Here is a 14,713-nt window from a genome sequence, read left to right on the forward strand (position 1 = left end):
CTTAAATATCATCGTCGCCGAAGTCATCCGCGTCAATGGAAACCGCGGCAGACCGTCTCTGCGGTGCTTCCTCCGGTGTCTGCTGCTCGTCCTCGCCGGCGCTCGGCTTGGCGGTGCGGCGCTGTGCCGCATGTGCCTGCCGCTCCTGCTTGGCTTTTTCGCGGTTTTCCTGAATCGCCTCGCGAATCTGTGCCTCCAGCGCGTCTGCAACCTCCGGATGCTCTGCCAGATACTTTTTGGCGTTGTCTCTGCCCTGGAAGCGCTCCTCATTGATGGTGAACCACGCGCCGCCCTTTTTAATCAGCTCATAATCCACGCCCAAGTCCAGCAGCTCGCCGGTGCGCGAGATGCCCTCGCCGTACATGATGTCAAAATACGCCTCGCGGAACGGCGGCGCCATCTTGTTCTTGACAATTTTCGCCCGCGTGTGGCTGCCAATCGCGCGGTCTCCGTCCTTGAGATACTCAACGCGGCGCACATCAATGCGCACGGACGAATAGAACTTGAGCGCGCGGCCGCCGGTGGTTACCTCCGGATTGCCGTACATGACGCCGACCTTTTCGCGCAGCTGGTTGATGAAGATTGCCACGCACTTGGACTTGGCGATGACGCCCGCCAGCTTGCGCAGCGCCTGACTCATCAGACGGGCGTGCAGGCCGACGAACGAATCGCCCATCTCGCCCTCAATTTCCGCGCGCGGAACCAGTGCCGCTACCGAGTCAATGACGATGATATCCAGCGCGCCCGAGCGCACCAGCTGCTCGGCGATTTCCAAGCCCTGATCGCCGCTGTCCGGCTGCGATACCAGCAGGCTGTCCACATCAACGCCGAGCGCCGCCGCATACGACGGATCCAGCGCGTGTTCGGCGTCGATAAACGCCGCAATGCCGCCGTCCGCCTGTGCCGATGCAATCGCGTGCAGGGCGAGGGTGGTTTTACCGGACGATTCCGGTCCGTAAATCTCGATGATTCTGCCGCGCGGCAGGCCGCCGATGCCCAGTGCCATGTCCAGACCGATGGAGCCGGTCGAGATGACGTCCTTGTCCTCCTGCTCGACCTCCTGACCGAGGAACATGACGGCGTTTTTGCCGTGCTGCTTTTCAATCTGTGCCAGCGCCTGATCCAGCGCCTTCTTTTTATCGGTTGCTACCGTAACGGTAGGCAATGCTTTTTTCTTCGCCATGATTTGCCTCCTGCTGTCGTTAAAATTTTTCCGCGCAGATAATCCGCGGGATGCCTGCGAGATCCTCGCGCAGATGGACGTTTTTCCATCCCGCCTGCCGGAACAGCTGCGCCGCCTGTTCACCCTGCTTCCAGCCGCATTCCGCAAACAGCAGACCGCCGGACGCCAGCGAAAATGCCGGACGCTGCGCCATCGCGCGATAGAAATCCAGTCCGTCCGCGCCGCCGTACAGCGCCAGATGCGGTTCATACGCATCCACGCTGCGGTCGAGCGCGGTCATTTCCTGCGCCGTGATGTACGGCGGATTGGAAACGATGATAGTAAATATATCATGAATGCTGTTCGGACGCAAGGCATCTCCCGCGGTGATTGTCACGCGCGGCTGAGATAAGCCGTGCAGCGCGGCGTTTCGCCGCGCGACGGCGAGTGCCTGCTCCGAGCAGTCCACCAGCGTCACCTGTGCCTGCGGCACGGCGAGCGCGACAGACAGACCGATACAGCCGCTGCCGCAGCACAAATCCAAGATTTTGGGCTGCTTTTGCCGCTTTGCCGCCTGTACCGCCGCATCACACAGCCATTCGGTGTCGCCGCGCGGAATGAGCACATCCGGAGTCACGACAAACCGATTGCCGTAAAAATCCCACTCGCCCAGAATATACGCGAGCGGCTCGTCCTGCTTTCTGCGTTCGAACAGCACGTGCAGCTGTTCTCTCGTCTCCGCGTCCAGCGGCAGCTCCCGCCAAGCGCGCGCGTGCTTCGCCTGCCCGTGCAGGGCGAACGCGACCAGCTCGCGCGCCTCCAGCTCGGCTTCCTCCACGCCGATGTCGGTCAGCGCCTGCCGCAGGGACACATACGCATCCCAAATACTCACCATGCGTCCTCCTGCTTGTCGTCCGGAATGACGCGCTCCAGTGCCTCGATTGCCACTTCAATCATGCTGTCATCCGGTTCCAAAACCGTGATGTGCTGCAGCATCATGCCCGGCCAGCGCAAAATGCTCGACAGCACGCCGTCATGTCTGCCCGCAAACCGGTTGACCTCATAGCTCAGACCGATGACAACCGGCAGCAGCACAAGGCGCAGCACCAGCTGCATGATTCTGCTCTCCGCCGTCACGACGGAGAACACCAAAATGCTGATAATCATAATCACGAACAAAAAGCTCGTGCCGCAGCGCGGATGCTCGCGCGGCTGGACGCGGACGTTTTCCACCGTGAGTTCCAGCTGCTTTTCATAGCAGTAAATCGTCTTGTGCTCCGCGCCGTGATAGCGAAATGTCCGCTTCATGTCGGGAATCAGGCTCATGAGCGCCATATACGCGATAAAAATGACAATGCGCAGCACGCCCTCCAGCAGATTTCTGCCCCAGTGCGCCGTGCTGTCCGGCAGAAAGCCGGTCACGAGCGCCGGAAGCAGGATAAACAGCCCGACTGCGAGACCCACGCCGATGAGAATGGACAGGAAATACAGCACGGATTCCACCAGCCCGTCACCGAAGCGGTCTTTGAACCACTGCTCCAGCTTGGACGGCTGCTCGTCCTCCTCGTCCTCCAGCAGAATTTTAGACGAATAATCAATCGCCTGAAAGCCCTCAATCAGCGACTGCACCATGAGGACAAAGCCGCGGATGACCGGCACACCGGCAATTTTATGCGTTTCCTTGAGCGGCGTATAGGGCTTTTCCTCTATGGCAAGTCCGCCGTCCGGCTTGCGCACGACCGTGCACGTCTTGCGCGGTCCCTTCATCATGATGCCCTCTAAAATCGACTGGCCGCCGATGGTTGTTTTGTGCACAACCCGTTGTGATGCTTTGCTCAACTAAGACTCCTTCTCTTCCTGCTCCTGCGCCTCGGGTTCCAGCTGCGCAGGGCGCGTTTCGGTGTTGGCGAGCGGCAGCGTAATCGTCACCGTCGTGCCCTCGCCGTAAATGCTGGCAACGTTCAGCGTGCCGCCGTGCATACGGACAATCTCATCCGTGACGGCAAGGCCGATGCCGCTGCCGCGCTGCTTGGAGCTGCCCTTGTAGAACTTCTCCTTGACGAACGGCAGCTCGTCCTCCTTGATGCCGACGCCCCAGTCGCGCACCTCAATCATCACGGTGTAGCTGTCACGCGACAGCGTGATGCGGATGCGTCCGCCGCTCTTGCCGTACTTCGCCGCGTTGTCGATGATGTTGAGGAACACCTGCTTCATGCGGTGGCGGTCGCCGTTGACCGGACACATCTGATCCGGAATGTCGTATTCCAGCTGAATGTTTTCTTTTTCCAGCATGTTTTCGTACATGTACACCGCTTCGTACAGCTCTGCACCGACGTCAAACAGCTCCATATTCAGCTTCATGCGGCCGGATTCCAGACGCGTAAAGTCGAGCAGTTCCTCGACCATCTGGGTCAGGCGGCGGCTCTCCTTCTGGATGATGCCGAGACCCATGATGACCTCCTCCGGATCCGTCGCGCCGCCCGCAATCAGCGTGTCGCTCCAGCCGCCGATGGCGGTGAGCGGCGTGCGCAGCTCGTGCGAAACCGACGAGATAAAGTCATTTTTCATGCGCTCCGCCTTGCCGATTTCCTCGGACATATGATTGATGGTGTCGCACAAATCGCCGATTTCATCGTCATACACCTTGTGCAGGCGCATGCCGTAACGGCCCGCCGCGATTTCCTTGGCGATGATATTGATTTTCATGACCGGCTCGACAATCGACTTGATAAAGTACCGGTTGGACAGCTCGACAGCCAGCGCAAAAAACGCGCCGAGCAGCAGACACGCCAGCACAATGACGATAATCTGCCGCTGCACCAGTGCCATCGAGGAGATGCAGCGCACGCAGCCAATCAGATTGTTGTTGGTGTCAACCAGCGGCGCAGACGCCGAGATGACGCGCTCGCCGGACACGCTGTCCCTGCCCATCCACACGATGGTCGCGTTTTGCTCCAGACACTGCGCGGTGTCCTTGGTGCCCGGTGCCGAGCCGATGGTTGTAAACGAGGACGAGGACGACAGAATATTTCCCGCGCTGGAGATAATCTGAATTTCCAGCTTGTCCTTGTCCTCCATATTCGCCACGAACGACTCGCTCGCAGACAAAAACTGGTCGTAGCTGGAGTTGAGAAACCGGTTGATAAAGCTCGCGGACTGCGTGACGCGCGTGTACAGATTCTGCCGGATGTTATTATAGTAATAGCTGGCGGAAAGCGTCGTCACGAAGATGGTCACAATCGCAAGCGCCGCCATGATGATGGTCATGGAGTTCATCGTCCAGCGCCCCTTCAGGCCGCCGTGCGCGTGCTGCACGCGTATCTCGCGCGGACCGCCGTCCCCGTCTTTTTTTGCCTTAAATTCCTGCGAAATATCAGGCAGCTCTCTGGTATCCGCAGTTACTTTTTTATCCATAGAGCCTTAATCCTTCCACATGTAGCCAAAGCCGCGCACGGTCGTGATGTGGCGCGGAGATGCCGGATCGTCCTCTACCTTGATGCGCAGACGGCGAATGTTGACGTCGACAATCTTGAGCTCGCCGGAATAGTGCTTGCCCCAGACCGCGCCGAGCAGCTCTTCTCTGTCCATCGCTCTGCCGCGGTTTTCCAAGAAGGTTTTCATAAGTGAAAATTCCACCTGCGTCAAATCCACGCGCTTGCCGTTCTTTTTCAGCTCTCTGGCGCGCATGTCCAGACAAAATTCGCCGCTCTGGATGGTCTCCGCGGTAAACGAGTGCAGACCCAGACGGCGCACCAGCGCATCGACGCGGGCGGTCAGCTCCAAGACCGAAAACGGCTTGGTCACATAGTCATCCGCGCCGGTCATCAGACCGGTGACCTTGTCGGATTCCTGCGTGCGGGCGGTCAGCATGATGATGCCGCCCTCGTACCCCTCGCTGCGCAGCGTGCGGCACACCTCATAGCCGTCAATGCCCGGCAGCATGACATCCAAAATACACACCGCGACATCGGTGTTTTCCTGATATTTTTCCAGTGCTTCCTCGCCGCTGCCCGCCTGCACGACCTCGTAGCCTGCGCGCTTGAGATTGATTACCACAAAGGCGCGGATATTTTCTTCATCCTCCAGCACCAAAACTTTTCGCGTCATCATAGTCGTTTGATTCTCCTTTTTCCTCACCAATCCGTGCGTGTTATGACCATTCGCTCATAATCACGCCGAATGCATCTTCCAACTGTTTTTTGGACAGCGCCAGCTCGCTGTCCGCGCTGCCCAGCTTGGCAGCGTAGCTGATATCCGACGTCGAGCCGAGGTCAATCAGACCCTGCTGCTTCGCCTTGTTCTCCCGCCCGTCGCCGGTAAAGACATAAATGGTCAGCAGCGGCGCGGTTTTCCCCTTCGGCGTGAATACGGTCTGGTTGACGCCGGTTCCGCTGTTTGTGCTGATGGTTACGTTCCCGCGCCATGCCGACGGGAGCTTGAACATCCAGCCCTCTGTCGGGCTTTTATAGGTGGTCAGCGCCAGCTGCGCCTGTCCGCTGCTGTCAAACTGATACCAGTCCATCAGGCTGTTGATGTCCGAGCTGCTCGCCTCGCCGAGCACGTTGTCGGTCACATGCACCGCGTCCGGCGCATCCGGCGATGGCTGCGGCACCTCAATCGCGGCGTCGCCGTTGATGTCCTCGCAGAAATACAGCGTGGTGGCGCGGTACGTCGATGTGCCGGAGTTCTGCGACAAATTGCGCAGCGTGGTGTTCTTTTGGTCGAGCACGTAAATATCCGTCTGCATGCCGTTGTCATTTTCGATTTTGTTGTCGACAAAGACCGCCTGCGTGCCGTCCGGACTCAGCTGTCCCGCCTGCAGGTTGGCGACGGTCTGGGCGTCCTGCGACGCATACGCCTGTGACAGCAGGCTCATCTGCTTGTCGGCATACGAATACACCTGTGCAATCTTGCGTCCCGCGCCCTCATACGACAGCGTGAACAGCTCCTCCGTGCCGTCCTGATCCAGATCGGCGATGGTGTAGTCGGTGCACGTCGTGTCGAGCAGCTCCTGGAGCTTGCCGTCCTGAATGCTGTACACGGTCAAACCCTTGCCGACGCCGCTCGCCAGCGTCCACGTCAGCGTGAACAGCCGCTGGTCTCCGTCCTTGATGCGGATAAAGTCCATCGCGCCGATTGCCGTGCCGGGGCCTTCTACGCTTCCCAGCTCCTGATACGAATCGCCGTCCTTGGTAAACGCATAGACGTAGATTTTGCCGCCGGACTCGTCGCGCAGGAAGGCGATGGCCTCCTTGCCGTCCTCGCCGTCAATGTCGGCAAAGGTCACGGCGTTGCGGTACGAGCCGCTCTGCGGCGCGGAATAGGTCATCGTGGTGCCCATGATTTGTTCCAGCTGATTTTGCAGCAGCGTGTACTCCTGCGACGGCTTGGGCGTCTGCAGCAGGTCATCTCCGGCGGAGATGATCTGGCAGCCGCTGAGAAGCACCGTGCACAGCAGCAGCGCAATTGCGTTTTTGAGTCGTTTCATCATTCTGTTTCCTTTATCTCGCGGGCGCCTGATTCCGCCCATCGTTCGTGTACTCACAAGTACTGTTATTGTAGCATATTTTCCGGTATTTGAACACACCTGCCCCGACAAATTTCCTCTTTCCGCCATACCCGCGGGCAGGTTTTTCTTGACAACACGGAGCGGCGTGTGCTACGATAAGTACGCTATGCGGATATGGCGGAATTGGCAGACGCACTAGATTTAGGTTCTAGCGGGTTTCCCGTGCAGGTTCAAGTCCTGTTATCCGCACCAAAACAGCAAATACTCCCTATGCCACCGGCACAGGGAGTATTTTTTTTCGCGTTTACAGCTCGCGCCCGCCCTCGATTTGCCCGCGGATGTTCTCCATCAACCGGTCGAGCATGGCGCTGATTTCCGCGCAGTTTTTGAGCTGGCGGGAAATCTCCTGATAGTCCTCGCTGTCCTCCAAGCCCTTTTTGTAGCGCAGCTTGTGCTCCAGACTCGCCCAAAAGTCCATCGCAATCGTGCGCAGCTGGACTTCCACGCGCATCCTTTTGGTTTCGTTGCGCAGGAAAATCGGCACCTCCACAATGAGGTGCAGGCTACGGTATCCGTTCGGCTTCGGGTTCTGGATGTAGTCCTTCCGCTCAATCAGCGTGATGTCATCCTGCCGCAGCAGCGCATCCGCGAGCAGGTAAATGTCCTCCGGAAACGAGCAGATGACGCGCACACCGGCGATGTCATTGAGGTTTTCCTCGATGGCGCTCAGCGTCATCGGCAAATCGCGCCGCTTGAGCTTTTCAAAGATGCTCTCCGGACTTTTCAGCCGCGTCTTGATGGACTCAATCGGGTTGTTTTCGCGGTTGAGCGACATTTGCACGTCGAGCACCCGGAACTTGGTCTCGACCTCCATCGCCGCACAGCGGTAATACGACATCATTTGCTTGAACGGGTCCAGAGACGGGTCCGCCCGCTTGGGCGCCGCCGCGATCAGCTGGGTGCCCCATTCCGATTTATTCTCAGCCATATCTATCCTTCCAATCCTGTGTTTTTTGTCACATGCTGTAGGTTTTTCAGTATAGTTAGTATACTATCCCCGCCCGCAGGCGTCAACGACCAGTGCATGACCAAACTGTAACGAGACTGTAAATGTTTTCCTTATCCCAGAATTCCGAGATGTTCGAGCAAAATCTTACATCCGAGGGCAATCAGCACGATGCCGCCGGCAAGCTCCGCGCGCGATTGATAACGCGTGCCGAACACATGCCCGATTTTGATGCCGACCGCGGACAGCACAAACGTCGTACATCCGATGACCGTCACGGCGGGCAAGATGGAAACCTGCAAAAAGGCAAACGTGATGCCGACCGCCAGCGCGTCGATGCTCGTCGCAACGGCGAGCGGGAGCATCGTCCAAAACGAGAACGAATCGTTGAGCTGCTCCGCCTCCCCGCGCGATTCCTTGATCATGTTCGCGCCGATGAGGGCGAGCAGCACAAAGGCAATCCAGTGGTCAATGCTCGTGATGTACTGCTGGAACCGGACGCCGAGCGCATAGCCGAGCAGCGGCATCAGAAACTGAAAGCCGCCGAAGTACACACCGGCGGTACAGGCGTGCGAAAATTTTAGCTGCCGCACGGACAGCCCCTTACAGACAGACACGGCGAAGGCGTCCATGGACAGACCCACGGCGATGACAAACAAATCCAAAAAACTCATGTGCAGCGCTCCTTTTGCTGGAAAAAATAAAAAATTACGGGTTTTTGTCGCGAAAAAAGGGCATACAAAAAGACGAGCCCCTATCTGCGTCAAAAACAGATAAGTCTCGTCATTTAAAACAAAGCCAGAAGCCCGCGCTTCAGTATGTTGACTTGGTTACGCAGTGCGCCGACTACTCCCTTATATGCATGGTACGATACCATACATTCCGCCCCGTGTCAAGCGCACAAGAGCCCAAAACGCGCCTCCTAAAAAATGGCAGTTTTTTTCCGTGTTCTTGTGCAGTTAGATATTGTCAGTGGAAAACTTTAATGGTATACTAAAGATAGTATAGAGTGTATCTGCCGCGCCGTCCGCGCGGCAGCCAAGCAATTTTTTTGATTCTTTATGATGACGGGAGCAAAGATGAAATACCGGAAAGAGAAATTAGAACGGCTTGCCAGAGTTGCCCACCTTTATTATGAGGAAAACAAGACGCAGGGAGAAATCGCGGACATGCTGCGCGTCTCCCGCCCGCTGGTCAGCCGCATGCTCAACGAAGCGCGAAGCATTGGCATTGTAGAAATCCGCGTGCGCTCGCTCACCTCCACACCGGAGATTCTGACAGAGCATCTGTGCCAAACCTACGGCCTGCACAGCAGCATTGTCGTGCCGGACGAGGAATCCGACGACGTCACCCATTACGCGATGGCGCAGCGTCTGCTGACGTACATATACGAACAAAATCCCGCCGTGGTCGGTGTCGGCTGGGGCACGGTCATCGGTCTCGCGGCGAAGCGGCTGGAGAGCATACAGGTGCCGCCCCTCTCCATCCAGACCATCTGTCCGCTGCTCGGCAACAGCAACGTGCTGTCGCGCCAGTACCATCCGGATGAACACGTCCGCATGTTCGCGGAGGCGTGCGGCGCGCAGCCGGTCTTTCTGCACGCCCCTGCGTACACCTCCAGCGAGGCGGACGCGAACATATTCCGCGAGACCGCGCAGTATCAGGCCGTGCTCAGCCAGTGGAAAAAGCTGGATTTGGCAGTGGTGGAAATTCACGACGACTCGATTGTGCAGCGCACCGGCTACTGCGGACAGGCAAACGCCGTCGGCTATGCCGCGGGCTACGGCATGGATACCGCGGGAAAAATGGTTTCCCTGCCGTACACCATCATGCGCATTCCGCTGGACATGCTGAAGCGGTGCCGCCGCATCATCGGCATCTGCACGGCGGACACGCGCATCCAGGCGCTGCAAAGCGTACTGCGCGCGGGACTCATCACGGATGTGCTGGCGCCGGAATCCGTCGCGCGGCAGCTTGTAAGCAAAACGCAATAACACACAGCGGTTCCCGTCTTTGGCAAAGACAGGAATCGCTTTTTTCTTGCCGCCGCATGCAAAAAAATAGTAAACTGATGGTAAGATGCTGTGGAAGGTTTGGGCGAGTTTGTGCCGGAAACTCCGTCAAATCCCTGTTTTTTCTGCCTGAAACGCGGAAAAAGTACAGGAACAACGTTCCGAATAGTTGACAAATTTTTTGGTGCATGGTAAACTTATTGACAGATGAAACGAAATTTTTCTGCGGCCTTCGGAACGAGCAGAACGGCTGCGTCGGCTGATGACTTGGTTCGTGCGGGTTATCGGCTTTTTTTCTCAGAAAAGGAAAGGTTTTGGTTCAATTGAAGCGTTTTCTTCCAATTCGGGAAGAAAATAATCTGTTTCAGGAAAGGATAAAAATTATGCTTTATTCCGCAGAAGTGGAAAACATGTGTCCGGTCGCTAAGGGCGCATACCATGGTCCGGCTCCGATCCCGCAGGAGGGCAAGTGGACGCAGGCAATGGAAATCAAGGACATCAGCGGTCTGACCCACGGTGTCGGCTGGTGTGCTCCGGAGCAGGGCGCCTGTAAGCTGACCCTGAACGTCAAGGAAGGCATCATCGAGGAAGCTCTCGTTGAGACCATCGGATGTTCCGGTATGACCCATTCCGCAGCTATGGCATCCGAGATCCTGCCGGGCAAGACCCTGCTGGAAGCTCTGAACACCGACCTGGTATGTGATGCCATCAACGTGGCAATGCGCGAGCTGTTCCTTCAGATCGTATACGGCCGCACCCAGACCGCATTCTCCGAAAACGGTCTGCCGATCGGCGCAGGTCTGGAAGATCTGGGCAAGGGTCTGAGAAGCCAGGTAGGCACCATGTACGGCACCAAGGCTAAGGGCACCCGCTATCTGGAGATGGCAGAGGGCTATGTTACCCGTCTGGCTCTGGACAAGGACAATCTGGTCATCGGCTATGAGTTCATTCATCTGGGCAAGATGATGGAGCAGATCCGCAAGGGCGTTGAGCCGGCGGAGGCTATGGCTAAGAACACCAGCACCTACGGCCGCTTTGCTGAAGGTGTGAAGTTCATCGACCCGCGTGCAGAGTAAGGAGGACAGTGTATCATGGCTTTGTTTGAAAGTTACGAAAGAAGAATTGACAAGATCAATGGCGTCCTCGCTGAGTACGGCATTTCCAGCGTAGAGGAATGTGCTGAAATCTGCAAGGAAAAGGGCATTGATCCGGCTGCAACCGTTCGTTCCGTACAGCCGATCGCATTTGAGAACGCTTGCTGGGCTTACACCGTAGGCGCTGCAATCGCAATCAAGAAGGGCGTAAAGTCCGCACCGGAGGCTGCTGAGGCAATCGGCATCGGCCTGCAGGCATTCTGCATCCCGGGCTCTGTTGCTGATGACCGCAAGGTAGGTCTGGGTCACGGCAATCTGGCAGCTATGCTGCTGCGCGAGGAGACCAAGTGCTTCGCATTCCTGGCTGGCCACGAGTCCTTCGCTGCTGCTGAGGGCGCTATCGGTCTGGCTCGCTCCGCGAACAAGGCACGCAAGGAGCCGCTGCGCGTTATCCTGAACGGTCTGGGCAAGGACGCTGCACAGATCATCTCCCGCATCAACGGCTTTACCTACGTACAGACCAAGTTTGATTACTACACCGGCGAGCTGAACATCGTCAAGGAAATCTCTTACTCTGACGGCGAGCGCTCCAAGGTTCGCTGCTTCGGCGCAGACGACGTGCGCGAGGGCGTTGCCATCATGCATCACGAGAGCGTTGACGTTTCCATCACCGGCAACTCCACCAACCCGACTCGTTTCCAGCATCCGGTTGCTGGCACCTACAAGAAGGAATGCATCCAGATGGGCAAGAAGTACTTCTCCGTTGCATCCGGCGGCGGCACAGGCCGTACCCTGCATCCGGACAACATGGCAGCAGGTCCGGCTTCCTACGGCATGACCGACACCATGGGTCGTATGCACTCCGACGCACAGTTCGCAGGTTCTTCCTCCGTACCGGCTCACGTAGAGATGATGGGCTTCCTGGGCATGGGCAACAACCCGATGGTTGGCGCTTCCGTTGCTGTCGCAGTAGACGTAAACGCTGCACTGAACGGCTAATTATTTGGCTGTTTCCGTGGAAAATCATCCATAACTGAAACGTTAAAAGGCTTTCCGAGAATTTTCGGAAAGCCTTTTTTGTGTGGAAATATTGATTTTTGTCGAAAAGTATAGTATTCTTGTTGACAGGTACACCATAAACGGATAGGCGGCGCATCTTCTCTATTTTTGAGAGGGAGCGAACAATTTTCTTACCCCTCTCTTTTGTAGAAGGGAGGGCGATGCTATGTATGTAACATTTTCAGATTTATTTCAGATGATTTCCGCATTTGCGGCTTCTGGCATGTTTCTTCTGGCTCTGCTTACCTATTTAAGCAAAAGAAAATAACCGCCCAAGCGTCCTAATTCTTGGCGGCTATTTTCTAGTCACATACGAGTGAAGGCGCGCCGTCTATCGGTGTGCCTTTTTTGTATCTTTATCCTATCATTTTCTGTCTTGCTTGTCAAGCCGTCCCCAGCACATGCTCCAGCACGCCCTGCCAGTCGGTGTGCAGCAGCCATGCGCACACGTCCGCGCCGGTGACCAGCAGAACGGCGAAGATTATCACGGCGCACACCGGCAAGCCCTTTGCCGCGACGCGCACATCCTGCCGGCTCATGGTCGACTGGATAAAAATCGAAAGCATCACATAGCCGAGCAAAAGCATCTGCCACACGCGTGTGCACAGCGGAAAGATATTGTTCCACAGCAAGTAGACATTGCAGCAGCCAAACACGACCGGCGCAATCGAGACCAGTGTATACTGTATGGCGCAGGCGCCGGGATACAGGCGGCGCGGACGCCAAATCACACAGCCCAATTGATCGCCCTGCGGGTGAAACAGCTGCATTTGCTCTACTTTTCCGCCGGTGAGAACCGCCACCAGTGCATGTGCGCATTCATGATGCACGACGCCCAAAAATGTCGCGCGGTTGGCGATAAACCACGCGGTCTCCCCGCCTACCGCCTGCCCAATCACGCGAAGAATCGCCGTGCGAATCAGGTGAATCAAACAGCCAACCGCCGGAATCACAAGCAAAATGCAGACTGTGCCCAGAAGCGCCGTCAGTAATCGTTGTTCCATCTAACATTCCTCCTAGAAATCGGTGCGAATTTCTTGCCCTTACGCACAATCCAAACTTGTCTCTCCCTCTGGGAGAGATGTCGCGCAGCGACAGAGAGGGCTGATACCAGCTGACATGGCTTTTCAAATTTGCTTTGGTGCAGACCTGCTAGTTTTTTGCCCTCTCAGTCATTTGCTTCGCAAATGCCAGCTCTCCCGAAGGGAGAGCCGAGAAGCCGGTGCGAATTTCTTGCCCTTACGCACAATCCAAACTTGTCTCTCCCTCTGGGAGAGATGTCGCGCAGCGACAGAGAGGGCTTGTATCAGCTGACATGGCTTTTCAAATTTGCTTTGGTGCAGACCTGCTAGTTTTTTGCCCTCTCAGTCATTTGCTTCGCAAATGCCAGCTCTCCCGAGGGGAGAGCCGAGAAGTCGGTGCGAATTTCTTGCCCTTCCGCGCAGTCCAAACTTGTCTCTCCCTCTGGGAGAGATGTCGCACAGCGACAGAGAGGGCTGGAATCAGCTGACATAGCTTTTCAGATTTGCTTTGGTGCAGACCTGCTAGCGTACTGCCCTCTCAGTCATTTGCTTCGCAAATGCCAGCTCTCCCAAGGGGAGAGCCGAGAAACCGGTGCGAATTTCTTGCCCTTACGCGCAGTCCAAACTTGTCTCTCCCTCTGGGAGAGATGTCGCGCAGCGACAGAGAGGGCTGGAATCAGCTGACATGGCTTTTCAGATTTGCCCTGATACGGGTTTTTTTGTTTTCCGCACAAAACAAAAGAGAGCACAGATTTGTACTCTCTTCTTTGGTGGGAGGTGGTGGATTCGAACCACCGAAGTCGTTGACAACAGATTTACAGTCTGCCCCCTTTGGCCACTCGGGAAACCTCCCATATTCACTTGCAGAAATCGTGGAGCTGGTGGACGGACTTGAACCCCCGACCTGCTGATTACAAATCAGCTGCTCTACCAACTGAGCTACACCAGCGTACCGCGTCTCATTCATCCGCCGCATCTCTCAGCGACTTGTTTATAATACCACAGTATCGTGTATTTGTCAACAGATTTTTACAAATTATTTTTTCTTTTTTGTCGTCCCGTCAAATTCCTCAATGGAATCCGAGACACTCTGCAAAACTTGCAGCAGAGATTCCGCGCGTCCCGGATATGCCGTCGGCAGATTCGCCAGCGACAGGCTCGGCAGCTTGGCTTCCTCCTCTGCCAGACCCAATGCACCGCCGCCCTGCGCCGCACATTGAATGCGCAGCTCGGTCAGCTTCATGCGCGCATCGCACAGCGCATCAAACCGCGCCTCTTTGGTGCGGAATGCTTGCTCCGGATTGGCTTCATCCGCCGCATACAGATAGCGGAACAGCTTGTATTCCACCGCAGACAAATACATTGTCAGCTCATGCAGCAGCTGACGCGAACCGGATTTTGCCGCCGCATCCAGCAAAATCTGTGCCGAATCGGTAATCAGCTTTTGTTTACATGCCAGCTCCGCATCCACTTCCACTTCTTCTGCGCTGGTCGGTGCCGGATTGGCAGCAATGCCGCCCTCACGAGACAGGCTGCGTCCCAGCAGATAATCACACGACACGCCGTAGTAATCCGCTGCACGCACAACAAAGCTGAGCCCCGGTTCCCGAAGCCCATTTTCGTAATGGCTGAGCAGCGCCTGCGAGACCTGTAAATCTCCTGCGGCAGTGCGCTGGCTTATTCTCTTTTCACGGCGCAGCAGCGCCAACGTACGGGAAAAGTCACTTGCCATGTATGCTTGCTCCATCTCTAGTTTCAGCCGCCGCATCAAAAATTTGATACAGCTAGTATTTATAGTATACTGACTTTATAACTATTTGTAAAGTCTTGACAAAAAATTTTGCTGTTT

Annotated in this window: 13 protein-coding genes and 3 tRNA genes; 4 read left to right on the forward strand and 12 right to left on the reverse strand. The window is 56.3% G+C overall.

Annotated elements, in window-relative coordinates:
* Position 1: 1 nt before the first annotated feature.
* Genes recA through KQI75_RS04155 form a run of 6 tightly spaced genes read right to left on the reverse strand, consistent with a single transcriptional unit; the run spans position 2 to position 6,650 of the window.
* Complete coding sequence (gene recA, locus KQI75_RS04130) at positions 2–1,183, reverse strand: recombinase RecA (RefSeq protein WP_216469472.1); 1,182 nt, start codon at positions 1,181–1,183, stop codon at positions 2–4.
* 19 nt (positions 1,184–1,202) lie between these two features.
* Positions 1,203–2,054, reverse strand: coding sequence for a peptide chain release factor N(5)-glutamine methyltransferase (gene prmC, locus KQI75_RS04135; protein WP_216469473.1), 852 nt, complete (start codon positions 2,052–2,054; stop codon positions 1,203–1,205).
* Positions 2,051–3,001: a DUF1385 domain-containing protein gene (locus KQI75_RS04140; protein WP_246566388.1), complete on the reverse strand. Its 951-nt coding sequence runs from the start codon at positions 2,999–3,001 to the stop codon at positions 2,051–2,053. The genes prmC and KQI75_RS04140 overlap by 4 nt, the downstream gene beginning before the upstream one ends.
* Positions 3,002–4,576, reverse strand: a complete 1,575-nt coding sequence (locus tag KQI75_RS04145; RefSeq protein WP_216469474.1) for a sensor histidine kinase — start codon at positions 4,574–4,576, stop codon at positions 3,002–3,004.
* A 6-nt stretch (positions 4,577–4,582) separates the two neighbouring features.
* Complete coding sequence (locus KQI75_RS04150; RefSeq protein ID WP_216469911.1) at positions 4,583–5,269, reverse strand: response regulator transcription factor; 687 nt, start codon at positions 5,267–5,269, stop codon at positions 4,583–4,585.
* A gap of 43 nt (positions 5,270–5,312) precedes the next feature.
* Positions 5,313–6,650 (reverse strand): hypothetical protein, encoded by a 1,338-nt coding sequence (locus KQI75_RS04155; RefSeq protein WP_216469475.1) that lies wholly within the window; start codon positions 6,648–6,650, stop codon positions 5,313–5,315.
* Positions 6,651–6,839: 189 nt separating this feature from the next.
* On the opposite strand from KQI75_RS04155, the gene KQI75_RS04160 reads away from it, so the two are divergent.
* Positions 6,840–6,923: transfer RNA gene (locus tag KQI75_RS04160), tRNA-Leu, on the forward strand.
* Positions 6,924–6,975: 52 nt separating this feature from the next.
* On the opposite strand, the gene KQI75_RS04165 is transcribed toward KQI75_RS04160, so the two are convergent.
* Positions 6,976–7,659 (reverse strand): GTP pyrophosphokinase, encoded by a 684-nt coding sequence (locus tag KQI75_RS04165; protein ID WP_216469476.1) that lies wholly within the window; start codon positions 7,657–7,659, stop codon positions 6,976–6,978.
* Between the two features lie 131 nt (positions 7,660–7,790).
* On the reverse strand, positions 7,791–8,357 hold the full coding sequence (locus KQI75_RS04170) for a manganese efflux pump MntP (RefSeq protein WP_216469912.1): 567 nt from the start codon (positions 8,355–8,357) through the stop codon (positions 7,791–7,793).
* A 399-nt stretch (positions 8,358–8,756) separates the two neighbouring features.
* On the opposite strand from KQI75_RS04170, the gene KQI75_RS04175 reads away from it, so the two are divergent.
* The 3 genes from KQI75_RS04175 (at position 8,757) to KQI75_RS04185 (ending at position 11,782) form a co-directional block, all read left to right on the forward strand.
* On the forward strand, positions 8,757–9,671 hold the full coding sequence (locus KQI75_RS04175; protein ID WP_216469478.1) for a sugar-binding transcriptional regulator: 915 nt from the start codon (positions 8,757–8,759) through the stop codon (positions 9,669–9,671).
* A gap of 401 nt (positions 9,672–10,072) precedes the next feature.
* Positions 10,073–10,765 (forward strand): iron-sulfur cluster assembly scaffold protein, encoded by a 693-nt coding sequence (locus KQI75_RS04180; protein WP_216469479.1) that lies wholly within the window; start codon positions 10,073–10,075, stop codon positions 10,763–10,765.
* Positions 10,766–10,780: 15 nt separating this feature from the next.
* Positions 10,781–11,782, forward strand: coding sequence for a GGGtGRT protein (locus KQI75_RS04185; protein WP_216469480.1), 1,002 nt, complete (start codon positions 10,781–10,783; stop codon positions 11,780–11,782).
* Between the two features lie 443 nt (positions 11,783–12,225).
* Here the strand turns inward: KQI75_RS04185 and KQI75_RS04190 are convergent, their stop codons facing one another.
* The 4 genes from KQI75_RS04190 to KQI75_RS04205 form a co-directional block, all read right to left on the reverse strand.
* Positions 12,226–12,846 (reverse strand): M50 family metallopeptidase, encoded by a 621-nt coding sequence (locus KQI75_RS04190; protein WP_216469481.1) that lies wholly within the window; start codon positions 12,844–12,846, stop codon positions 12,226–12,228.
* A gap of 786 nt (positions 12,847–13,632) precedes the next feature.
* Positions 13,633–13,717 (reverse strand) — tRNA-Tyr (locus KQI75_RS04195).
* A 20-nt stretch (positions 13,718–13,737) separates the two neighbouring features.
* A tRNA-Thr gene (locus KQI75_RS04200) sits at positions 13,738–13,813 on the reverse strand.
* An 87-nt stretch (positions 13,814–13,900) separates the two neighbouring features.
* Positions 13,901–14,596, reverse strand: a complete 696-nt coding sequence (locus KQI75_RS04205; RefSeq protein WP_216469482.1) for a helix-turn-helix domain-containing protein — start codon at positions 14,594–14,596, stop codon at positions 13,901–13,903.
* Positions 14,597–14,713 lie beyond the last annotated feature (117 nt).

The organism is Butyricicoccus intestinisimiae (assembly GCF_018918345.1).
GTDB lineage: Bacteria > Bacillota > Clostridia > Oscillospirales > Butyricicoccaceae > Butyricicoccus_A > Butyricicoccus_A intestinisimiae.